The sequence below is a fragment of the Gramella sp. MT6 genome, from assembly GCF_019357415.1.
Lineage (GTDB): Bacteria > Bacteroidota > Bacteroidia > Flavobacteriales > Flavobacteriaceae > Christiangramia.
Genome location: NZ_CP048410.1, coordinates 2,667,673 through 2,690,000, shown reverse-complemented (window position 1 = coordinate 2,690,000; position 22,328 = coordinate 2,667,673). Strand labels below are relative to the sequence as shown.

Annotated in this window: 16 protein-coding genes, 2 tRNA genes and 2 rRNA genes (1 of these 20 running past the window's edge); 10 read left to right on the top strand and 10 right to left on the bottom strand. The window is 39.7% G+C overall.

Going from position 1 to position 22,328, the window contains the following annotated elements:
• The 5 genes from G3I01_RS12040 to G3I01_RS12020 all read right to left on the bottom strand — a co-directional run.
• Window positions 1-1,669 (bottom strand): 23S ribosomal RNA (locus G3I01_RS12040) (it extends 1,166 nt beyond the left edge of the window).
• 229 nt (window positions 1,670-1,898) lie between these two features.
• A tRNA-Ala gene (locus tag G3I01_RS12035) sits at window positions 1,899-1,972 on the bottom strand.
• Window positions 1,973-2,092: 120 nt separating this feature from the next.
• Window positions 2,093-2,166, bottom strand: a tRNA-Ile gene (locus tag G3I01_RS12030).
• A 171-nt stretch (window positions 2,167-2,337) separates the two neighbouring features.
• Window positions 2,338-3,866, bottom strand: a 16S ribosomal RNA gene (locus G3I01_RS12025).
• The 16S and 23S rRNA genes sit together here with 2 tRNA genes alongside, the layout of an rRNA operon.
• A gap of 638 nt (window positions 3,867-4,504) precedes the next feature.
• Complete coding sequence (locus G3I01_RS12020; protein ID WP_219548197.1) at window positions 4,505-5,215, bottom strand: DUF4294 domain-containing protein; 711 nt, start codon at window positions 5,213-5,215, stop codon at window positions 4,505-4,507.
• A 119-nt stretch (window positions 5,216-5,334) separates the two neighbouring features.
• On the opposite strand from G3I01_RS12020, the gene G3I01_RS12015 reads away from it, so the two are divergent.
• The 4 genes from G3I01_RS12015 (at window position 5,335) to G3I01_RS12000 (ending at window position 10,270) form a co-directional block, all read left to right on the top strand.
• Window positions 5,335-6,423, top strand: a complete 1,089-nt coding sequence (locus tag G3I01_RS12015; protein WP_219548195.1) for a M42 family metallopeptidase — start codon at window positions 5,335-5,337, stop codon at window positions 6,421-6,423.
• A 127-nt stretch (window positions 6,424-6,550) separates the two neighbouring features.
• Window positions 6,551-7,633 carry a DNA topoisomerase IB gene (locus tag G3I01_RS12010; RefSeq protein WP_219548193.1) on the top strand — a complete coding sequence of 361 codons (1,083 nt, stop codon included), beginning with the start codon at window positions 6,551-6,553 and terminating at the stop codon, window positions 7,631-7,633.
• A 40-nt stretch (window positions 7,634-7,673) separates the two neighbouring features.
• Window positions 7,674-9,596, top strand: a complete 1,923-nt coding sequence (locus G3I01_RS12005; RefSeq protein ID WP_219548191.1) for a DUF294 nucleotidyltransferase-like domain-containing protein — start codon at window positions 7,674-7,676, stop codon at window positions 9,594-9,596.
• Complete coding sequence (locus tag G3I01_RS12000; protein ID WP_219548183.1) at window positions 9,593-10,270, top strand: 3'-5' exonuclease; 678 nt, start codon at window positions 9,593-9,595, stop codon at window positions 10,268-10,270. The genes G3I01_RS12005 and G3I01_RS12000 overlap by 4 nt, the downstream gene beginning before the upstream one ends.
• Here the strand turns inward: G3I01_RS12000 and G3I01_RS11995 are convergent.
• The 4 genes from G3I01_RS11995 to G3I01_RS11980 form a co-directional block, all read right to left on the bottom strand.
• Window positions 10,267-10,977: a hypothetical protein gene (locus G3I01_RS11995; protein WP_219548181.1), complete on the bottom strand. Its 711-nt coding sequence runs from the start codon at window positions 10,975-10,977 to the stop codon at window positions 10,267-10,269. The two genes, G3I01_RS12000 and G3I01_RS11995, sit on opposite strands and share 4 nt — an antisense overlap.
• A 47-nt stretch (window positions 10,978-11,024) precedes the next feature.
• The gene (gene acs, locus G3I01_RS11990) at window positions 11,025-12,932 is read right to left on the bottom strand and encodes an acetate--CoA ligase (RefSeq protein WP_219548179.1); all 1,908 of its coding nucleotides are present in this window, start codon (window positions 12,930-12,932) and stop codon (window positions 11,025-11,027) included.
• 159 nt (window positions 12,933-13,091) lie between these two features.
• A complete protein-coding gene (locus G3I01_RS11985; protein WP_219548177.1) occupies window positions 13,092-14,045 on the bottom strand; it encodes a phosphoribosylaminoimidazolesuccinocarboxamide synthase in 954 nt (317 codons plus the stop codon).
• Window positions 14,046-14,066: 21 nt separating this feature from the next.
• Window positions 14,067-15,020, bottom strand: a complete 954-nt coding sequence (locus tag G3I01_RS11980; RefSeq protein WP_219548175.1) for a PhoH family protein — start codon at window positions 15,018-15,020, stop codon at window positions 14,067-14,069.
• Between the two features lie 210 nt (window positions 15,021-15,230).
• Here G3I01_RS11980 and G3I01_RS11975 point away from each other — a divergent pair, with 210 nt between their 5' ends.
• The 5 genes from G3I01_RS11975 (at window position 15,231) to dnaN (ending at window position 20,091) form a co-directional block, all read left to right on the top strand.
• Window positions 15,231-16,064, top strand: coding sequence for an SAM-dependent chlorinase/fluorinase (locus G3I01_RS11975; protein ID WP_219548173.1), 834 nt, complete (start codon window positions 15,231-15,233; stop codon window positions 16,062-16,064).
• The gene (locus G3I01_RS11970; RefSeq protein WP_219548171.1) at window positions 16,065-16,361 is read left to right on the top strand and encodes an antibiotic biosynthesis monooxygenase family protein; all 297 of its coding nucleotides are present in this window, start codon (window positions 16,065-16,067) and stop codon (window positions 16,359-16,361) included. It abuts the gene before it with no gap.
• A 1-nt stretch (window position 16,362) separates the two neighbouring features.
• Window positions 16,363-17,100, top strand: a complete 738-nt coding sequence (gene gldF, locus G3I01_RS11965; RefSeq protein WP_219548169.1) for a gliding motility-associated ABC transporter permease subunit GldF — start codon at window positions 16,363-16,365, stop codon at window positions 17,098-17,100.
• Window positions 17,100-18,770, top strand: a complete 1,671-nt coding sequence (gene gldG, locus G3I01_RS11960) for a gliding motility-associated ABC transporter substrate-binding protein GldG (RefSeq protein WP_219548167.1) — start codon at window positions 17,100-17,102, stop codon at window positions 18,768-18,770. Before gldF ends, gldG begins: the two co-directional genes overlap by 1 nt.
• 202 nt (window positions 18,771-18,972) lie before the next feature.
• Window positions 18,973-20,091 carry a DNA polymerase III subunit beta gene (gene dnaN, locus G3I01_RS11955; protein WP_219548165.1) on the top strand — a complete coding sequence of 373 codons (1,119 nt, stop codon included), beginning with the start codon at window positions 18,973-18,975 and terminating at the stop codon, window positions 20,089-20,091.
• A 230-nt stretch (window positions 20,092-20,321) separates the two neighbouring features.
• Here the strand turns inward: dnaN and G3I01_RS11950 are convergent, their stop codons facing one another.
• Window positions 20,322-20,660: a DUF4870 domain-containing protein gene (locus G3I01_RS11950; protein ID WP_219548163.1), complete on the bottom strand. Its 339-nt coding sequence runs from the start codon at window positions 20,658-20,660 to the stop codon at window positions 20,322-20,324.
• 106 nt (window positions 20,661-20,766) lie between these two features.
• Here G3I01_RS11950 and mnmE point away from each other — a divergent pair, with 106 nt between their 5' ends.
• Window positions 20,767-22,191, top strand: coding sequence for a tRNA uridine-5-carboxymethylaminomethyl(34) synthesis GTPase MnmE (gene mnmE, locus G3I01_RS11945; RefSeq protein WP_219548161.1), 1,425 nt, complete (start codon window positions 20,767-20,769; stop codon window positions 22,189-22,191).
• Window positions 22,192-22,328: the final 137 nt, after the last annotated feature.

Genomic DNA, 22,328 nt, shown 5'->3' with positions numbered 1-22,328 from the left:
AATTTTGCCTAGTTCCTTAGCCATGAATCTCTCGAGCACCTTAGAATTCTCATCCCAACTACCTGTGTCGGTTTAGGGTACGGGTTGCCTCCACTCGCTTTTCTTGGAAGTCGCTCCTCTGGATTATCACTCCGGCCGTAGCTTTTGTGTACTATCGGGGTGTTACCACTCCCTTCAACGTACTATTCCGTCAGTACGCACCAAATTTACGCCTCCGTCCGCTTTAACGTGGGGCAAGTAGCAGAATATTAACTGCTTGTCCATCGACTACCCCTTTCGGGTTCGCCTTAGGTCCCGACTAACCCCCAGCTGATTAGCATAGCTGGGGAAACCTTAGTCTTTCGGTGTGCAGGTTTCTCGCCTGCATTATCGTTACTTATGCCTACATTTTCTTTTGTAACCGATCCAGCAAGCCTCGCGACTCACCTTCATCTCTGTTACAATGCTCCCCTACCACTATAGTAAACTATAGTCCATAGCTTCGGTAGTATGTTTATGCCCGATTATTATCCATGCCGAACCGCTCGACTAGTGAGCTGTTACGCACTCTTTAATGAATGAATGGCTGCTTCCAAGCCAACATCCTAGCTGTCTGGGCAGTTCAACCGCGTTTTTTCAACTTAACATACATTTGGGGACCTTAGCTGATGGTCTGGGTTCTTTCCCTCTCGGACATGGACCTTAGCACCCATGCCCTCACTGATATGCATCATTTTATAGCATTCGGAGTTTGTCAGGAATTGGTAGGCGGTGAAGCCCCCGCATCCAATCAGTAGCTCTACCTCTATAAAACTAACTATATCGCTGCACCTAAATGCATTTCGGGGAGTACGAGCTATTTCCGAGTTTGATTGGCCTTTCACCCCTACCCTCAGGTCATCCCAAGACTTTTCAACGTCAACGGGTTCGGTCCTCCACTATGTGTTACCACAGCTTCAACCTGCCCAAGGGTAGATCACACGGTTTCGCGTCTACCACTACCAACTAAAACGCCCTATTCAGACTCGCTTTCGCTACGGCTCCACAGCTGAACTGCTTAACCTTGCTGGCAACGGTAACTCGTAGGCTCATTATGCAAAAGGCACGCCGTCACCCCACGAAGGGGCTCCGACCGCTTGTAAGCGTATGGTTTCAGGATCTATTTCACTCCCTTGTTCAGGGTTCTTTTCACCTTTCCCTCACGGTACTGGTTCACTATCGGTCTCTCAGGAGTATTTAGCCTTGGCGGATGGTCCCGCCGGATTCATACAGGGTTTCACGTGCCCCGCACTACTCAGGATACCACTATGTTTTATACGAAGTTGCTTATACCGGGCTGTCACCGTCTATGGCCAGGCTTTCCAACCTGTTCTAATTCCTTGTACAAACAATATCGTGGTCCTACAACCCCAATAAGTCCGTAAACTCATTGGTTTGGGCTACTGCGCGTTCGCTCGCCGCTACTAGCGCAATCACTATTGTTTTCTCTTCCTCCGGGTACTTAGATGTTTCAGTTCTCCGGGTTCGCTTCCTTGCGGATGACATATCTTCAATATGCCGGGTTGCCCCATTCGGATATTCGCGGATCAATTTGTATGTGCCAATCCCCACGACTTTTCGCAGCTTATCACGTCCTTCATCGCCTCTGAGAGCCTAGGCATTCCCCATACGCCCTTATCTAGCTTGTATGCGCTTTGCTTAATGCTCTAATCTAACTTGATTGCTCAAGTTAGAAGTATTATAATGTATTACTTATATTAAATATTTCTATCTAATAGTGTTCTCGTATTCTTTGTTTCTCAATATGTCAATGAACTTTTTTCCTTATCTAGCGATATAACTTCGATGATCCTACAAACTAAAAACGTATGTTTCCTGGTTGTTTGTAAAAACTATACCCATTATACCTCAAGGAATCGTGGAGAATATCGGAGTCGAACCGATGACCTCCTGCGTGCAAGGCAGGCGCTCTAGCCAGCTGAGCTAATCCCCCATAATGAATTCAGAATTTAGAATTCAGAATTTAGAATTAGAATTCCTTAGCTTCTAGAATTTCCTTCAGTATTTCAATCAATGAACTTCATAAACCTGATGGCTTACTTTAATTAAAAAGTAGTCTCAGGCAGACTCGAACTGCCGACCTCTACATTATCAGTGTAGCGCTCTAACCAGCTGAGCTATGAGACTGTCCATAAATAGACACCAGTCTTCAGACTTTAGGCGTTAGACAATCTAACATCTTATATCTTAAGATCTCACATCTATATATAATCGAATTGACGATAAGAATCAAGACCAAATTGGCCTCTGAACTTCCCTTTCGTAATTGTCGCTTGTCACTAGGTGACAAAGCTCTAGAAAGGAGGTGTTCCAGCCGCACCTTCCGGTACGGCTACCTTGTTACGACTTAGCCCCAGTTACCAGTTTTACCCTAGGCCGCTCCTTACGGTGACGGACTTCAGGTACCCCGGCTTCCATGGCTTGACGGGCGGTGTGTACAAGGCCCGGGAACGTATTCACCGCATCATGGCTGATATGCGATTACTAGCGATTCCAGCTTCACGCAGTCGAGTTGCAGACTGCGATCCGAACTGTGATAGGGTTTGAAGATTCGCATCCCCTCGCGGGGTAGCTGCCCTCTGTCCCTACCATTGTAGCACGTGTGTGGCCCAGGACGTAAGGGCCGTGATGATTTGACGTCATCCCCACCTTCCTCGCGGTTTGCACCGGCAGTCTGGCTAGAGTTCCCACCATTACGTGCTGGCAACTAACCACAGGGGTTGCGCTCGTTATAGGACTTAACCTGACACCTCACGGCACGAGCTGACGACAACCATGCAGCACCTTGCAATCTGTCCGAAGAAGGGTCTGTTTCCAGACCTGTCAGACTGCATTTAAGCCCTGGTAAGGTTCCTCGCGTATCATCGAATTAAACCACATGCTCCACCGCTTGTGCGGGCCCCCGTCAATTCCTTTGAGTTTCATTCTTGCGAACGTACTCCCCAGGTGGGTTACTTATCACTTTCGCTTAACCACCCAGCCCTCAATTAGGCCGGACAGCTAGTAACCATCGTTTACGGCGTAGACTACCAGGGTATCTAATCCTGTTCGCTACCTACGCTTTCGTCCCTCAGCGTCAATATATTATTAGTGATCTGCCTTCGCAATAGGTGTTCTGAGTAATATCTATGCATTTCACCGCTACACTACTCATTCCAACCACTTCATAATAATTCAAGAACAACAGTATCAATGGCAATTCTACAGTTAAGCTGCAGACTTTCACCACTGACTTATTATTCCGCCTACGGACCCTTTAAACCCAATGATTCCGGATAACGCTTGGACCCTCCGTATTACCGCGGCTGCTGGCACGGAGTTAGCCGGTCCTTATTCATACGGTACCGTCAAGCATCTACACGTAGATGTGGTTCTTCCCGTATAAAAGCAGTTTACAACCCATAGGGCCGTCTTCCTGCACGCGGCATGGCTGGATCAGAGTTGCCTCCATTGTCCAATATTCCTCACTGCTGCCTCCCGTAGGAGTCTGGTCCGTGTCTCAGTACCAGTGTGGGGGATCTCCCTCTCAGGACCCCTACCTATCGCGGTCTTGGTAAGCCGTTACCTTACCAACTAACTAATAGGACGCATACTCATCTTTAAGCCATAAATGTTTAATATAATCACCAGGAGGTGTCTATATACTATGGGGTATTAATCCACGTTTCCATGGGCTATTCCCCGCTTAAAGGCAGATTGTATACGCGTTACGCACCCGTGCGCCACTCGTCAGCGGATTAGCAAGCTAATCCCTGTTACCGTTCGACTTGCATGTGTTAGGCCTGCCGCTAGCGTTCATCCTGAGCCAGGATCAAACTCTTCATCGTTAAATCTTAAATATATTCAACAACTACTAAAGAAATTGCTCAGTATGACTTTTTCTAGTCTTAATTCTTATACACTTGATTTTATCTATCGCTAAATAAAATCCTTGTCAATTCAATATTTCAATGAACTCGACCAGTTTCCCGATCTTCTCTTGTTAAAACCCAAGGAATCGAACCTTTCTATATCGCCCCATCCGGCGGTTTCTCTTAACTTCAGTCTGTTTTTGTGAACGCTTGCTCTGTCTCAAAGCGGGTGCAAATATACAACGCTTTTTCTTTATCCACCAAAACTTTTTTAATCAAATTTTTAGTTTCTTTTAAAGCCTTCAGCATCAATTTACTAACTCCCCTCTCTTCCCAATGAACATCACTTCGTTTCCAAAGCGGGTGCAAATATAAAACGACTTTTCCTCTCCAACCAAATAAAAAACAATCTTTTTTTTATTTAATTTTTAAAGGCTCAACTCGCGCTATACCCCATCCCCAGTACTTTCAGTGAACATCCGCCTTGCTCTCAAAGCGGCTGCAAATATACACCAACTTCTTTCTTACCGCCAAACTTTATTTTAAGTTTTTTTAAGGAAAATTAAGAAATACCAGTAACCTCCTAATTACCAGTATAAAATTGTAGAAAAAAATTAGCTGCTTTTCTTAGGACTTGGACTCTTGTTCCATTTATCGCTCAATTCAAGGTACTCGAAATCCAAAGCACTATTCTGTCTTTCCAGAATATTATCCCTGAAAGAACGCTGAAGAATGTCTTCTATAAGAAAGTCTTCCTGATTAGATTCAGGATTATATTCTTCTTTTAAAGAGATGTCGAACATGCTGGCAGTTGTATTATACCAGAATGCCCTCCATCCACTTTTAAGATCCTTGACCAGATCAAAAGTGGTTATTCCGGTTTGCCGGTGAATCAATTTCACAAGGATCTGTCCTTCTGTCCTGGTAAGTTTCTTTAATTCGGCAGAAAATTCCTCCTCTATATAGTTCTGTACTATTTTGGTGTATTTCTTTCTCGCCCTATTACCTTTAATATGGTCTAATCGTGAATTCAATTCTACTAAACGTTCAGATGCCAATTTAGCATAAGGATAAACCTTTCTCGTCTTCCGGCGCAATATCAAATAACGCTTTCTATCTGCATTACTATTAAATTTCAACTTTCTAAGTAATACAACTTCTTCTAGGTCTATGGCTTCTCGAGGAATGGAATCCCCTTCAATGATCATGTAGAATTTTTCAATAGTATCATTTTCAACACTATCTTTTGGAAAAGGACGTGTGGACTTCTGCCCTATCGCATTGAAGCCAACCAGGAAAATTAATATGGAAAAATATCTAATCACTAATAAGTATAATTTCAATCTATTAATTACTCAATGAAACCAAAATCATTCCAAAATTAATCAATAGCAAGTTGTCACCAATCTAAAACTTTTTAAATTCGTAAAAATTATTCTGAACTATGAAGAAAAGTAAAGTATTAGATAAGAAATCATTAGAGTTCCTGGAGAACTACCTTAATAATGCAGCCCCAACTGGTTATGAAGCCGAAGGCCAGAAACTTTGGATGGAATACCTTAAACCTTATGTAGATGAATTCATTACTGACACTTATGGTACTGCCGTTGGAGTAATTAACCCGGAAGCCGAATATAAAGTTGTCATAGAAGGACATGCAGACGAAATTTCATGGTATGTTAATTATATAAGTGACGAAGGTCTTATATATGTTGTACGTAATGGTGGTAGTGATCACCAGATCGCGGCTTCAAAACGTGTTAATATCCACACTAAAAAAGGTATCGTAAAAGGAGTGTTTGGCTGGCCAGCAATACATACAAGAGACAAGGAAAAAGAACAGTCCCCTAAAATGGACAATATCTGCATTGATGTTGGATGTACTAATAAAGAAGAAGTTGAAAAACTTGGAGTCCATGTTGGCTGTGTAATCACTTATCCGGATGAATTCTTTGTACTAAATGAAAATAAATTCGTTTGCCGTGCACTGGATAACAGGATTGGTGGTTTTATGATCGCACAGGTAGCAAGACTACTAAAGGAGAACAAACAGGAATTACCATTTGGTTTATACGTAACCAATTCTGTCCAGGAAGAGATCGGACTACGTGGAGCAGAGATGATCACTCACAGAATACAACCGAACGTTGCCATAGTTACCGATGTAACTCACGACACCACTACCCCAATGATCGAAAAAAAGACCAATGGATTGAACAAAATTGGTGATGGTCCGGTAATATCATATGCTCCCGCGGTACAGAATAAACTTAGAGAGCTTATAATAGAAACAGCGGAAGAAAAGAAAATTCCTTTCCAAAGACACGCTTCTTCCAGGTTCACCGGTACAGATACAGATGCATTTGCATACAGCAATGGAGGTGTCCCTTCAGCATTGATCTCTTTACCATTAAGATATATGCATACCACTGTTGAAATGGTGCATAGAGATGACGTTGAAAACGTGATCAACCTGATCTATGAATCTATATTAAAGATCAAGGAAGGAGATAGCTTTAGCTACTTCGACTAACCTATACAGGTCATAAATTAGTGTTAAACTCCCTGATACCAGGGGGTTTTTCTTTTTTAGACCTAAAAGTTTTCACAGTTCTTTAAATATTTAGGAGCCTTATTCCGCTTATATTTAAAGAAAAAAGATGACGCTATCTCCAGATGATGTTGAAACGGTAATGTCTGATCCCCACGAAGCTGTGAAACTAGCTAATCTTAGATATGTTTCCGAAAGCCATTTATCCATACACCGGAAGAAAGTTGGACGAGGGTTCGCCTATTATAAAAAGGAAGAAAAGATCTCAGATGATAAAACGCTGAAAAGAATTAAAAGCCTCGTAATTCCGCCGGCATGGAAAAATGTTAGGATCACCCACCTTGCAAATGGTCATCTACAGGTTGTAGGGCGGGATGAAAAAGAACGCAAACAATATATGTATCATCCCGTTTGGTCTAAAATCAGGAATCAAACTAAGTTCTTCAAAATGACCTCTTTTGGAAAAATGCTTCCGAAAATAAGAAAACAGGTAGATAAAGACTTATTGCTGGAGGGAATGCCAAAAAGAAAAGTTCTTGCTCTGGTAATTAGACTTATGGAAGAAACGCACATCAGGGTTGGAAACCATTATTACGCAAAAAATAATAAAACCTACGGTCTTTCCACTTTTAGGACCAGGCACGTAAAAACCTTTAAAGACGGCATTAAATTCGAGTTCGTAGGTAAAAAAGGTAAAGAACATTCTATTACTGTGGAAGATAAACGGTTGATCAATCTTATAAACCAGTGTGAAGAAATTCCCGGTTGGGAACTTTTCAAATTCTATAATGAAAATGGAGAGAAACAGACCATAGACAGTGAAATGATCAATGACTATATTCATGAAATAAGTGGAGATATATTCTCAGCTAAAGATTTCAGGACCTGGTCTGCTACCAAGATATTTTTTGAAACCTTGATGGAGATTGGTCACACAGAAGATGAAAAAGAGAATAAAAAGAATATCCTCATAGGATTTGATTCAGCAGCTGAAGGTTTAGGAAACACCAGGGCGGTTTGTCGCAGTTATTACGTACATCCTAAAGTAATTGAAACTTATGAAACAGGAGAAATAGTTCCGTATTTCAAAAAAGTAAATGAAGATAAGGCCCCGGTTTATACCCAGCTTTCAGAAACAGAAAAGGCTATTCACAAGCTTATCAAAGATTATAAAATCGAAATTGAGGATTAATTTAATTTCGTAATTGTCATATTTCAGATAAATTTGAATCATGACGAATTCAATCGCTTCGAGGATCGCGGATTTCCTGAGTAATTATCCTCCTTTTTCTTTACTTGACACCTCGCAATTAGAACTGATCGCCAGGGAGATCAAGGTCATGTATTTTGAGCAGGGCCAAACCATCTTTTCCAAAGATGAAAAGGTGCATGATTACTTTTATATTGTACAGAAGGGAGCCGTAGATCTGCAAAAGACAGATAAAAACCAGGAACCCGAAACTATAGACAAGTGCGATGAAGGAGACGTATTTGGTCTGAGGCCCCTTTTTGCAAAGGAAAATTACCAGATAAACGCGATCACAGATGAGGAAAGTGTCATTTATGCAATTCCGCTAAACGTTTTTAAACCTTACGCCATTAGCAATCCCTATGTTGGTAATTTCCTTATGGAAAGCTTTGCTTCTAACACAAGGAATCCCTATTCGAATGAACAAAAAGGTAAACTATTTGCTGATGAAGAGGATATTGTCCTAAAAAGAGAAGCTCTTTTCGAATTACAGCCGATCCCGATCATCAAAAAAATGGTGACGGTTTCCCCGGAAACCAGCATCCAGAAGTCGGCAATCCTAATGAGTAACCGTAAAGTGGGATCGGTCGTAGTTGTTGAAGATGAGAAACCTGTTGGAATTGTAACCGATGTTGATTTCAGAGAAGTAGTAGCAACAGGTAAATTACCCATTAATAGCCCTATAAGTGAGGTCATGAATTCTCCGGTGATCTGTTATTCGAAAGGCCTGACCATTGCCCAGGCCCAGCTCACCATGATGAAGCATAATATCAACCATATTTGCATTACCAAAGACGGCACCCCAAATACAAAGGTTAAGGGAATAGTTTCTGAGCATGACATAATCGTTTCCCAGGGTAACAATCCTGCGGTTCTGATGAAAGCGATCAATAGAGCCGGGAGTACGAAAAAACTGAAGAGAATCAGGAATAAGATCATGATCCTACTTAACGGTTACTTAAAAAGCAATATTCCTCTTACCCACATTTCCAACATTATGTTTGAATTGAATGATGCTACTATTAAAAGAACCATTCAACGTTGCATCGAAAAGATGGAAACTCCTCCTCCGTCTAAATTCGCCTGGATGTCTTTAGGAAGCCAGGGACGAAAGGAACAATTATTACATACAGACCAGGACAACGCTTTGATATTTGAAGATGTTCCAGAAGAAGAACTTGAAGAAACCCGGGCCTACTTTATAAAACTAGCCACCAAGGTTACTAAAAGACTGAATATTATAGGATATGAATTTTGCCCCGCCGAGATGATGGCCAGGAATCCAAAATATTGTCTTTCTAAATCTGAATGGAAGGGCCAGTTTTCTGAATGGGTGACCACTTCGGGACAGGATGAGATCTTACTTTGCCAGATCTTTTTTGATTTTGATATTTCTTTCGGAGAAGTAAAACTCACCAATGCGATCTCTGACCATATCTTCGATATATTAAAAGGCAACAAGAACTTCCTTAACCGGTTGGCTGCCCAGGCCTCGAGAAATCCTTCACCATTAGGTTTTTTCAGGCAATTTCTGGTTGAACAGGATGGAGAGAAAAAAGATCTTTTTGACATTAAAAAACGGGGGATTATGCCCCTAACCGATGCTGCAAGGTTACTTATACTTGAACATCGGGTAAAGAATATTAGCAATACTTCAGAAAGGTTTGAAAAACTGGCACAGCTTGAACCTAATAATAAAGAGATCTACCAGGCCTGTGCATATTCTTCCAGAGCTCTCATTAAGTTCAGGACCAAGCAGGGAATAAGGAATAAAGATAATGGCAGGTTCATTAACCTTGAAGACCTGGGCAAGGAAGACAAGATAAAATTGAAGCGCTGTTTTAAGACCATTAAAGAAATTCAGGAACTTATAAAAGTTCGATTTGAAACCACCTATTATTTATGATCAAAAATTGGTTCAAAAAAAGTCAGGATGAAGAAGATCTTCCAATTTTCTGGCAGAATTACTCAAAGAGTTTTGAAGACAAACTACCCGAGGAAATATCGAACATCAGATTTGTTGTTTTCGATACAGAAACTACCGGTTTTGATTTTCACCTGGATCGAATTTTAAGTATTGGAGCAGTTAGAGTTCAAAATAAAAGTATAGAGATCAGTGATAATTTTGAAGTTTTCCTGGAGCAAACCAAGTTCAACCCAGAAACAGTTAAGATCCACGGGATCATTCAGAACGAAAAATTTGAAAAGCTTGCTGAATTAGATGCACTGAAGAAATTCCTTAGTTATATTCAGAATTCAGTTCTGGTAGCGCATCATGCAGGTTTCGATATTAAAATGGTGAATAAGGCCTTATCCAGAAACGGACTTCCGAAATTAAAGAACAAAGTACTGGACACCGCCGTACTTTATAAAAGTACCAGGATCGCTACCAATTTAATAGACCGGGATAAGGTATATTCCCTTGATGAAATTGCCGAAGCATATAATATCGATCTTACAGACAGGCATACCGCTTCCGGTGATGCCTATATTACTGCGATTATTTTTCTGAAATTATTAGGAAGGATCAAACATAAGAAGCCTTTGACCCTTAAGGATCTATTTAAAATAAAGAATTAGATGGAATCATAGAATTCTAAAAACTCTACAGCATCCCGAACTTCTTTCAGCTTATGCTTATCTAGATATTCTTCAGCTTCACCATCCAGCTTTAATGCTTTTTCAAAATCTTTATTTTTGAGACGTACCGAATTTAAATTCTTATTCCCCAAATAATAATTCACATCGACTTTATAATTCGCTGGTTTTGACGCTGAGTAACCTGACCTAGGCTTCGTGGCTTCTCTTACCGAAATAACCGGGAAGCCATAAAATTTAAGATCGTCTGTTTCAAAATATTTAATAAAATATCCTTTCTTCCATCCATCTTCAGTTAATTTATTCTCCCATGAAAATTCAACACCATCAATGATATAAGTACTGAATTGATTTCTGGGTAATACGATCACCTCTGAATCTTCATTCACTTTTATTTCCATTTGATTAGAAAGAACATTGAACCTTAAATATCCCGGAATTTTCTTTCCACCTGAAATCACCATACCTGGTTTAAAATCTTCAGATAAATATGGTGAACCTGAATAATTTTCAGGTAACATGGCAGGATTCATGGCTCTTCGATTCATTTCATCAAAAAAATCCATAGAGACCTGGCTTACATCACGCACATTATTCATGGAATTTGATGGCATACTACCATCACCACCATTTTGAGCTCCAAGGATTGTAGAAAATAGAAGACAGACGGGTAATGTGAAAAATTTCATTATATTTTTTAGTGGCAAACGTTATAAATGAATTAGTGTGCCGCAAATTATAATGATTTCTCTATGATACCTTCTACTACCTCAGGATTTAAAAGGGTTGAAGTATCCCCAAGGTCTGATGTATCTTTAGAAGCTATCTTCCTCAGGATTCTTCTCATGATCTTTCCGCTTCTTGTTTTAGGTAATCCTTCAACGAATTGAATCTTATCTGGTTTAGCAATAGGTCCTATCTTATCTGAAATTTGTTGATTGATCTCTTTCCTAAGATTATCCTGGTTACGGGATTCTCCTGCCTCTTTTAGAATCACAAAACCGTATAAAGCATTTCCTTTAACTTCGTGAGGGAATCCTACCACAGCAGATTCTGCTACCGCCGGATGTTCATTTATCGCATCCTCAATTGGGGCTGTTCCTAAATTATGACCGGAAACGATAATCACATCGTCTACCCTACCAGTGATTCTGTAATAGCCCGTCTCGTCCCGTAAAGCTCCGTCACCGGTAAAATATTTATCTTTGAAAGCCGAAAAGTACGTATCACGATATCGATCATGATCACCCCAAATAGTTCTGGCCATTGAAGGCCAAGGGAATTTTATACAAAGTCTACCATCCACCTGGTTGCCTTTGATCTCTTTTCCTTCTTCATCCATCAACACAGGCTGAATACCTGGAAACGGCAGGGTTGCAAATGTTGGTTTTGTTGGTGTTACAAAAGGGATTGGAGAAATCATGATCCCACCAGTTTCTGTCTGCCACCATGTATCGACGATCGGACTTTTACTTTTTCCGATATTATTATCATACCAGTGCCATGCTTCTTCATTTATAGGTTCTCCAACAGTTCCGAGAACTTTCAGAGAAGAAAGGTCGTATTTATCTACAAAATCCAGATTCTTTTTGGCAAGGGCACGAATAGCCGTAGGCGCAGTATAAAACTGGCTTACTTTATGTTTTTCAACGATCTGCCAGAATCGGCCAAAATCAGGATACGAAGGTACTCCCTCGAACATTACCGTCGTGGCGCCGTTCAGTAATGGTCCATAAACTATATAAGAATGCCCAGTGATCCAGCCGATATCTGCAGTACACCAATAGACATCATCGTTCTCATACTTGAAAATATTCTTGAAGGTATATGCTGAATAAACCATATAACCTGCAGTAGTATGCAGCATTCCTTTAGGTCTTCCAGTGGAACCGGAAGTATAAAGAATAAATAAAGGATCTTCTGCATCCATGATCTCTGGAGCACATTTATCTGAAGCCTCATCCATTAAAGGTTTTAGCCACTTATCGCGGCCATCCTTCATATTTATATCGGCCCCAGTCCTTTTGGCTACCAGCACGGTTTCTACATCTGGACATTGCTCCAGAGCCTTGTCTACAATTCCTTTAAGATCTATAGTTTTATCCCCCCGGAAGGAACCGTCTGAGGTAATCATCATTTTACAATCTGCATCTTGAGTTCTCGTCGCTAATGCAGATGCAGAAAAACCAGCAAAAACAACAGAATGAATAGCTCCGATTCTTGCACACGCCAAAACGGCAAAGGCCAGTTCAGGGATCATTGGCAAGTAGATACATACCCTGTCCCCTTTTTTAATGCCATTTTCCTTAAGAACATTCGCGAATTGATTTACCTTCTTATGTAGCTCTGTAAAACTTAAGTGTACAGTTTCATCTTTAGGATCGTTAGGTTCCCATATGATTGCGGTCTTGTCACCCTGGGCTAAAAGGTGGCGATCTATACAATTCTCAGTAATATTAAGTTTAGCATTTTCAAACCATTTTACCTCAGGTTTTGAAAAATCCCAGCTAAGTACATTATCCCATTTTTTTCTCCATACAAAATGCTCTTCAGCAACTTCCTGCCAGAAATTCTCTGGCTCTCTAACAGATTTACGGTAAACCTGGAAATACTCTTCCAGATTTTTAATGTGATAATTACTCATAATTCAAGTTGGTTTAATTAAAAAAACAGAACCGGAAACACCGGTTCTGTTTTTAAAAATATTAAATCGTAAGGAATCAAAAAAGTTATTATGAACTAAAAGCAAAATAATATTCTAAATCTGTTAAAATAGCATCTGCTTTCTTAGCATAAATTCAATTTATCGGTTTTTTAAATAAGATTCCACATTCTTTTGTATCCTGTCTTCGATATGAGAAACATCAGCCTTTTGAAATTTATCGCCGGTGATATTCTCGTAAAGCTCAATATATCTTTCAGAAACAGATTCGATATACTCATCGCTCATTTCAGGTACTTTTTGCCCCTCCAGACCCTGGAATCCGTTTGATATCAACCACTGACGTACAAATTCTTTGGACAACTGCTTCTGAGCTTCACCCTTTTCCTGTCTTTCCTCATATCCCTTTTTATAGAAATACCTGGAAGAATCTGGAGTATGGATCTCATCAATCAGGACGATTTCTCCTTCAGGAGTTTTTCCAAATTCGTATTTCGTGTCTACAAGAATCAGATCCTGTTTTGCTGCGATCTCGGTTCCGCGTTCAAATAATTTCCTGGTATACTCTTCAAGTTTAAGGTAATCCTCCTTAGATACAATTCCTCTTTTAATAATATTCTCACGGGAAATATCTTCATCATGATCTCCATGTTCTGCCTTTGTTGCAGGAGTTATAATAGGTTCTGGAAACTTATCGTTTTCCTTCATCCCTTCAGGCATCGCAACACCGCATAACTCTCTCTTTCCAGCTTTATATTCTCGGGCTGCATGCCCAGACATATAGCCACGAATAACCATTTCGACCTTAAATGGCTCACATTTCTTACCAATGGCCACATTAGGATCTGGTGTAGCTTCCAGCCAGTTTGGAACTATATCCGCAGTTTTTTCCATCATTTTGGTCGCGATCTGATTCAGGATCTGCCCCTTATATGGAATTCCTTTTGGCATTACCACGTCGAAAGCTGAAAGCCTGTCTGATGCTATCATTACCAAAAGGTCATTTTCAAGCGAGTAAACATCCCTCACTTTACCTTTATATACCGATTCCTGACCGGGAAAATTGAAATTCGTTTTGGTTATCGTATTACTCATAAAGAGTTTATTCTATAATAATTAATCGTTGTGTTCAATAGTTTTATATGCGGCAATGATCTTTTTCACCAATCTGTGACGGATAACATCTTTATCATCAAGATAAACTGTGCCAACGCCTTTTACATCCTTAAGAACCAGTAGCGCTTCCTTTAATCCCGAGATCACTCTTCTTGGCAGATCTATTTGCCCCGGGTCTCCAGTGATCATAAATTTCGCATTCTTACCCATCCTGGTAAGGAACATTTTCATTTGGGCATGAGTGGTGTTCTGTGCTTCATCAAGGATCACAAAAGCATGGTCTAATGTTCGTCCACGCATAAAAGCCAGCGGCGCGATCTGTATAACCCCTTTTTCAATAAACACCTCTAATTTCTCATGAGGGATCATATCCCTTAGGGCATCGTATAAAGGCTGCATATACGGATCCAGTTTTTCTTTAAGATCCCCTGGAAGAAAACCAAGGTTCTCCCCTGCTTCTACCGCAGGCCTGGTTAGGATGATCCTTTTCACCTGTTTTTCTTTGAGAGCTTTTACCGCCAAAGCTACCCCGGTATAGGTCTTTCCTGTTCCTGCAGGTCCAATAGCGAATACCAAATCATTCTTTTTGGAAAGCTCCACCATTTTTCTCTGGTTGGCGGTCTGGGCTTTGATCACCTTTCCGCTAATTCCATGAACTATGGTTTCTCCACTTTCCTTTGAAGTTTCATAATCTTCTTCGCTCTCACTGGTCAAAACCCTTTCGATAGTATTTTCGTCAAGTTTGTTGTATTTCCCAAAATGATCCATCAACATCGAAAATCGCTTATCGAATTCTTCCAGCATTTCTTCATCTCCAAAGACGCGTATCTTACTACCCCTAGCAACGATCTTTAATTTTGGAAAGTACTTTTTTAAGAGTTCTATGTGTTCATTTTGCTGCCCGAAAAATTCTCGAGGGCTAATTTCTGAGAGTTCAATAAGAAGTTCGTTCAAAAGCTGTGGTTTTTAAGTTGTAGCATTGTAGATTTTTCAGGTCATTTTTATTTGTCCTTCGAGTTTCAATATCCTAATTTTGAAACCGAATTTATGGTATTTTTTACCTTTTAGTCCGCGCGAATCCCTAAAAATAAAATTATATTCGCCTTCTATACAAACTTAAGGAAAATAACCAGTCTCAGATTAAAAAAATATTAACAATCGCCTATGGCAATCATTACTTTAACGACCGATTTCGGGGAGAAAGATTATTTCGCTGGTGCGGTTAAAGGAGCTATCTATAGCGAATTAAGTGATGTTAGAATTGTTGATATTTCACATTCTGTTTCTCCATTTCATATTAGCGAGGCTGCTTACATTATTAAAAACGCCTATAAGAGTTTTCCAAAGGGCAGCATTCATATAATCGGAATAGATTCTGAACTTACTCCAGAGAATAAACATTTAGCGGTTAAACTGGATGAACATTACTTTATCTGTGCTAATAATGGAATCCTTTCTTTACTAGCTTCAGAAATAAGACCTGAAAAGATCGTTGAGATCAACATACATGATAAAATTCAGACTAATTTTCCTGTCCTGGATGTATTTGTAAAAGTGGCCTGCCATATCGCACGTGGCGGTACCCTGGAAGTGATAGGTAAAAGTGTAAGCCAGATCAAGTATCTCAAACAGTTTGAACCAATTATCAATTCAGATAAGAATCAGATTTTAGGTCATGTAATATATATTGATAACTACGGAAATGTGATCACAAATATTTCCAGAAAACTTTTTGAAACCGTTGGGAAGGGACGAGCTTTTAAAATAAGTGCCAGGACGGTTAATTTTAATGTGATCTACGAGACCTACAGTCATGCTATTAATTTTGATGTAGAGAAAGAAAAACGAAAAGAAGAAGATGGTAAAAAACTGGCTGTTTTTAATTCGGCAGGATACATAGAACTGGCCATGTATAAAAGTAATCCAAGTACTGTGGGAAGTGCAGCAAGTCTTTTTGGGCTTGAATACCTAGATACCATAACTGTAAATTTTGAATAGATGTTTGTAAGAATAGTAAAAATGGGCTTTCAACCGGAGAAGATCGATGAATTCCTGGCTAATTTCGAAGAGAATAAGGCTAAAATAAGAGGATTTGAAGGCTGCCTGTTTTTAGAACTCTATCGGGGAAAAGACAATACAAACCAGTTTTTCACGTATTCATACTGGAAAGATGAAGAATCCCTTGAAAACTATAGAAATTCTGAACTCTTTAAAAATGTCTGGGCAAAAACGAAAGTTTTTTTCAATGAAAAACCTGAAGCCTGGAGTGTTGATAAATTAGTTACGCTGGACTAGTATGCTTGCAATACTGAATAAAGAAATACAATCCTTCTTTTCTTCCCTTACAGGTTATCTCGTAATTGGGTTATTCCTTATTGCGTGCGGATTTTTTCTTTTCATTTTTTCTGGCGGATATAATATTCTGGATAGCGGTTTTGCAGATCTTAAACCATTTTTTAACCTGGCTCCATGGATCTTTCTATTCCTGATACCGGCCATCTCCATGAAAAGTTTTGCTGATGAAAAGCGAATGGGTACCATGGAAATACTGCTTACAAAACCAATAGGGCTTTGGAAGCTTATTACCGGAAAATATTTGGGAGTTGTTGTATTAGTTATTCTGGCTATAATTCCAACCCTGCTTTATGTTTTAACTATTAGTCAGTTGGGCAGACCTGTTGGAAATTTTGATGTTGGTGCGACCATTGGTTCTTATATCGGATTAATCTTTCTAGGCGCCTGTTATGCGGCAATTGGGATATTCGCATCGAGCTTATCCTCCAACCAGATCGTTTCATTCTTACTCGGAGTATTTCTTTGCTTTATTTCCTATTACGCATTCGAAGGACTGGCAGAAACTAATATTTTTGGTGCCTCCAGCTATATCCTGGAATCCTTCGGTATCAGTTTTCATTATAAAAGTATAAGCCGCGGTGTTATAGACACACGTGACATTATATATTTCCTGAGTTTGATTTTTCTTTTCCTGAAACTGACTGAAATCAATCTTTCAGCAACTAAGAACCGGCGATAATGAGAAAATCAAATAAGATAAAATCACTTTTGATCTTACTGGTTATTCTTGTAGCCGTGAATTTTCTTGCTTCAGAATTCTATTTACGTTTTGATCTTACCCAGGACCAGAGATATAGTCTCTCGCCTGCAGCTAAAGAAATTGTTGCCGATGTAGAACAACCCGTTATTTTTGATGTTTTTCTTGAAGGTAGTTTTCCATCGGAATTCAGAAGACTGAGAAATGAGACCCGGCAAATGCTGGAAGAATTTTCAGCCTATAACCGGAATATCAAATTCAATTTTGTAAATCCGCTTGAAGAAGGCGATGATGCCAACGCCATTGCCGAAGAATTCTATAAAATGGGAATGACCCCAGCAAGACTGAATGTTCAGGAAAATGGCAAGAATAGTGAAAGCATTATTTTCCCGTGGGCAATCGCAAATTATGGCGATAAAACGGTTAAAATTCCGCTGCTAAAAAATCAGATCGGAGCAACCGATGAGGAACGCGTAAACGCTTCGGTACAGCAACTGGAATATTCGCTGTCGGACGGTTTAAGCAAACTGATCTATCCCCGTGAAAAGAAGATCGCGGTGATGCGTGGGAGTGGAGAACTACCGGATGCCAAGATCGCCGATTTCATCAAGACTATCCAGGAGTATTACTTTATGGCTCCCTTCACCCTGGATTCCGCTGCTACCAATCCCGAAAAAACACTTGCAGATCTCAAGGAATACGACCTCGTACTGGAACCCAAACCAACACAGCCATATTCTGAAAATGAAAAATACGTGCTGGATCAATATCTAATGAATGGTGGCAAAATGCTTTGGCTAGCTGAAACTACTAACATGGAAACAGATAGTCTTTTCAATGAAAGAGGAACAGCTATTGCCCTACCGAGAAATCTCAATCTGGGGGATTACTTTTTCTCCTACGGAATTCGCATAAATCCCGAAATTGTAAATGACCTCTACTCTGCCCCTATCATCCTTGCTAGTGGAGACGGAAATAACACCAGGTTCAATCCTTATCCCTGGTTCTACAGTCCGCTAACAAGTTCGCCGAACCATCACCCGATAATAAACAATATCGAGGCAGTAAAATTCGAATATGCAAATCCAATCGATACGCTGGCCAACGATATTAAAAAGACGATTCTTTTAAGCAGTTCTCCACGTACAAAACTGGAAGGAGTACCTACGCAGATCAGCCTTAATATGGTTGGAGAGAAACCGGATATAAGTACTTATGACGCAGGAGAGCAGCCTTTAGCTGTTTTACTGGAAGGTAGATTCAAATCTGTATATAAAAATCGTATAAAGCCTTTTGAAATTTCGAACCCGCTTGATGAAGGTAAGGAGTCGAAAATGCTGGTAATTTCTGACGGTGATGTGATCAAAAATGATATCCAGGCAGGAAAACCACTTGAATTGGGCTTTCAGCGATATACCGGAAACACTTATGGGAATAAAGAATTCCTTCTAAATTCCGTGAATTATTTGCTTGATGATACAGGATTAATAAACATACGGTCCAAAGAGATCAACCTGGCCTTTCTTGACAAGGAAAAGACAGCTGCCCAAAGGGAACAATGGCAATTGATCAATTTGACGGGACCACTTCTATTATTAATCATTTTTGGAGTTTCTTTCAGGTTCTATAGAAAGAAGAAATATGTAAAGTAAAGCTTCCTCAGAATCCGGAGAAGCTTTTAACAAGCACATATTAACAATTTTGAATCGGTTTAAATCCTCAAAACCTTATTTTACAGCATCTTATATCATTTTCACAATACAAGTCTGTTAATAAAAACTCTTTGAACAACCCGTTATTTTTGACTTATTAAAATATATTTGTAATTGATTCAAAATAAATCAATAAAAGCCGATGAAATTTATTGTATCCAGCAACTATCTGCTGAAACAGCTACAAATACTTGGAGGGGTAATCAACAACAGTAATACATTACCAATATTAGATAATTTCCTTTTTGATCTTAATCACGACGAACTTACCGTTTCTGCTTCAGATCTTGAAACCACGATGTCTGCGAAACTAAAGGTAGAATCAGATTCTGAAGGTAAAATTGCAGTTCCTGCGAAATTACTTCTAGATACGTTAAAGACCTTTCCAGAGCAACCGCTAACCTTTGTAGTTGAAGATAACAATACCATAGAACTAAGTTCGAACCACGGTAAATATGCACTTGCTTATGCCGATGGTGAAGAATTCCCAAATCCGGTAGAGCTTGAAGATCCAAGCAGCACGGTGGTGGAAGCCGATATTCTGGCGTCTGCTATTTCCAAGACTATTTTCGCTTCGGGGAATGACGACCTTAGACCGGTAATGAGCGGGGTTTTCTTCCAGTTCAAGGAAGACGGACTTACTTTCGTGGCTACCGATGCTCATAAACTTGTAAAATATTCCAGAGAAGATATCAAGGCCAATCAGGATGCTGAATTCATCATGCCTAAGAAACCTTTGAACCTTCTTAAAGGAATCCTTGCCGGAAGTGAATCTGAAGTATTGATCGAATACAACGAATCCAATGCCAAGTTTACATTTGACGAAACTCAGCTGATCTGTAGATTGATCGATGGGAAATACCCAAATTATGAGGCGGTAATTCCGAAGGAAAATCCGAATAAACTGACGATTGAAAGAAACCAATTCTTAAGCTCTGTAAGAAGGGTTTCTATTTTCTCGAATAAAACCACTCACCAGGTTAGATTGAAGATCGCTGGTGCCGAGCTTAATATTTCTGCAGAAGATGTAGATTACAGCAATAAGGCAGAAGAGCGTTTAACCTGTTCATACCAAGGCGATGATATGCAGATTGGTTTCAACTCAAGGTTTCTTATTGAAATGCTGGGCAACCTAACTGCAGATGAAGTAATGCTTGAAATGAGCTTACCTAACAGAGCGGGTATTCTAACTCCGGTTGACGGGTTGGATCCAGGAGAAAAAATAACCATGCTGGTAATGCCAGTAATGCTTAACAGCTAAAAACTTTCCCTACTATTACAAAGATAAGGGAGCATTAAGAGAGTTTTATTTTTATAAAAAAAGCCCGTTCATTTATTTGAACGGGCTTTTTCTTACTAACTGAATAAAACCAACTAATTAAATTTTTATTGAGTCAAGCTTTGCCGAGGCGTCGGGGGGTTTTAGCTTCTATTCTATAACTTCTAAGTTGAGATCCTGAAATAAATCCAGAATGACGTTGTTTAATTTTCTTATTTCAGAAATTCTATGGTCAATGGGTAATAGGGCATTTCCCCATTACTGACTTTCAAAGCGTTTATTATTGGTAAAATTAAGGCGATCAATCCTATGATGATCAATCCCAGAAATCCTAATCCGAATAAAAGGATCAGCGGAATACATATGATGGAATATATAAACAAACTTATCTGAAAGTTCAGGATCATTTTTCCGTGCATATCCATTCCGGCTACTTTATCTTTTTGAGTTAGCCAAAGAATAAGGGGGACTATAAATCCGCCTATACCTGTAACCAGGTCTAATAACTGACTCAGGTGCGTCATGACTAACATTTGTTTGTCTTCTCTCATTTTTAATTTTTTGATGGTTATTGCTGGTGTCTATATAAAAGACGAGTAAAAATCAGCTTTGTTACAGAATTAGGCTTAGGAATGATTTCTTTTATAAATTTGCCACATGAAATTGAATGATACTATTGTTGCTCTTGCCACGCCTTCAGGTGCCGGTGCTATTGCTATTATAAGGGTTTCTGGACCCGAGGCCCTCAAAATTGTTGCTCCGCTTTTTAAAGCGAAAAGCAAAAAAGATCTTGCCGAGCAACCTACTCATACCCTGCACCTGGGAAATATAATGGATGGCGAAAGGACTATAGATGAAGTTCTGGCTTCCGTTTTTCGTGCTCCAAAATCCTATACCGGTGAGGAAACTGTGGAATTATCCTGTCATGGGAGTCCTTATATTCAGCAGGAGATCATTCAATTATTGATCAGAAAAGGATGTCGTTCAGCCGAAGCCGGGGAATTCACCCTACGGGCATTCCTGAATGCAAAAATGGACCTTAGCCAGGCAGAAGCTGTGGCCGATCTTATAAATTCTGAAAATGCCGCTTCTCACCAGATGGCCATGCAACAGATGCGCGGTGGTTTTTCAAATGAAATTCAGAAGTTACGTGAAGAATTATTGAATTTCGCATCCCTGATCGAACTCGAACTTGATTTTGCCGAAGAAGATGTAGAATTTGCCAATAGAGATCAATTCAGAGATCTGGTTTCCAGAATCCAGACAGTTCTAAAAAGACTGATCGATTCATTCGCAACAGGAAACGTGCTGAAAAACGGAATTCCCGTGGCTATTGTGGGTGAACCGAATGTTGGAAAATCGACCTTATTGAATGCATTGCTGAACGAGGAAAGAGCGATTGTTTCTGATATTGCCGGAACTACTAGAGATACAATTGAAGATGAAATGAGTATTGGAGGAGTTGGATTCAGGTTTATAGATACCGCTGGGATTAGGGAAACCAAAGATGTGGTGGAAAGCATCGGGATCAAAAAGACATTTGAAAAGATAAGCCAGGCACAGGTTGTAGTATACCTGGTAGACAGTTCACAGATCGCGGTAAACAGAGAAAGGCTTCAGGAGGTTAGAATTGAAATTGAAAAGATCAAGAACAAATTTCCACAGAAACCATTATTGATCATCGCCAATAAAACCGACCGACTTGCCCCTGAAGAAGTCGAGAACTTAAAAGTAAAGCTGGAAGATATTTCCAGTCATGCAGAAAGGGCTGAATTTCTCTTATTATCTGCAAAAACCAATCTTGGAGTTGAGGAATTAAAAGACAGATTACTGGAATTTGTAAATACCGGAGCACTTCGCAATAGTGACACTATAGTAACCAATTCAAGACACTATGCAGCCCTTCTAAAAGCCCTGGAAGAAATCAATAAGGTAGAAGACGGGTTAAACGCCGATCTTTCCGGAGACCTACTGGCAATCGATATCCGCCAGGCTCTGCATCATTTTGGTGAGATCACAGGTGAGATCACAAACGATGATCTTCTCGGGAATATTTTCGCGAATTTTTGTATTGGAAAATAAACAGAAGATTTTATTTGATACCAAATGACATCAAATAACACCAAATAATACTAAAATAGAGGCTTAAGAGCCTCTATTTTATTTTCATATTTTCCGAATCTAATTTCTTTTTACACCTTTCTTTACACTTAATTTAC

Bases quoted from the DNA above. Each gene is read 5' to 3' on its own strand.
- G3I01_RS12015 (WP_219548195.1), top strand. From the start codon at position 5,335: ATGAAGAAAAGTAAAGTATTAGATAAGAAATCATTAGAGTTCCTGGAG.
- G3I01_RS12010 (WP_219548193.1), top strand. From the start codon at position 6,551: ATGACGCTATCTCCAGATGATGTTGAAACGGTAATGTCTGATCCCCAC.
- G3I01_RS12005 (WP_219548191.1), top strand. From the start codon at position 7,674: ATGACGAATTCAATCGCTTCGAGGATCGCGGATTTCCTGAGTAATTAT.
- G3I01_RS12000 (WP_219548183.1), top strand. From the start codon at position 9,593: ATGATCAAAAATTGGTTCAAAAAAAGTCAGGATGAAGAAGATCTTCCA.
- G3I01_RS11995 (WP_219548181.1), bottom strand. From the start codon at position 10,977: ATGAAATTTTTCACATTACCCGTCTGTCTTCTATTTTCTACAATCCTT.
- acs (WP_219548179.1), bottom strand. From the start codon at position 12,932: ATGAGTAATTATCACATTAAAAATCTGGAAGAGTATTTCCAGGTTTAC.
- G3I01_RS11985 (WP_219548177.1), bottom strand. From the start codon at position 14,045: ATGAGTAATACGATAACCAAAACGAATTTCAATTTTCCCGGTCAGGAA.
- G3I01_RS11975 (WP_219548173.1), top strand. From the start codon at position 15,231: ATGGCAATCATTACTTTAACGACCGATTTCGGGGAGAAAGATTATTTC.
- G3I01_RS11970 (WP_219548171.1), top strand. From the start codon at position 16,065: ATGTTTGTAAGAATAGTAAAAATGGGCTTTCAACCGGAGAAGATCGAT.
- gldF (WP_219548169.1), top strand. From the start codon at position 16,363: ATGCTTGCAATACTGAATAAAGAAATACAATCCTTCTTTTCTTCCCTT.
- gldG (WP_219548167.1), top strand. From the start codon at position 17,100: ATGAGAAAATCAAATAAGATAAAATCACTTTTGATCTTACTGGTTATT.
- dnaN (WP_219548165.1), top strand. From the start codon at position 18,973: ATGAAATTTATTGTATCCAGCAACTATCTGCTGAAACAGCTACAAATA.
- G3I01_RS11950 (WP_219548163.1), bottom strand. From the start codon at position 20,660: ATGAGAGAAGACAAACAAATGTTAGTCATGACGCACCTGAGTCAGTTA.
- mnmE (WP_219548161.1), top strand. From the start codon at position 20,767: ATGAAATTGAATGATACTATTGTTGCTCTTGCCACGCCTTCAGGTGCC.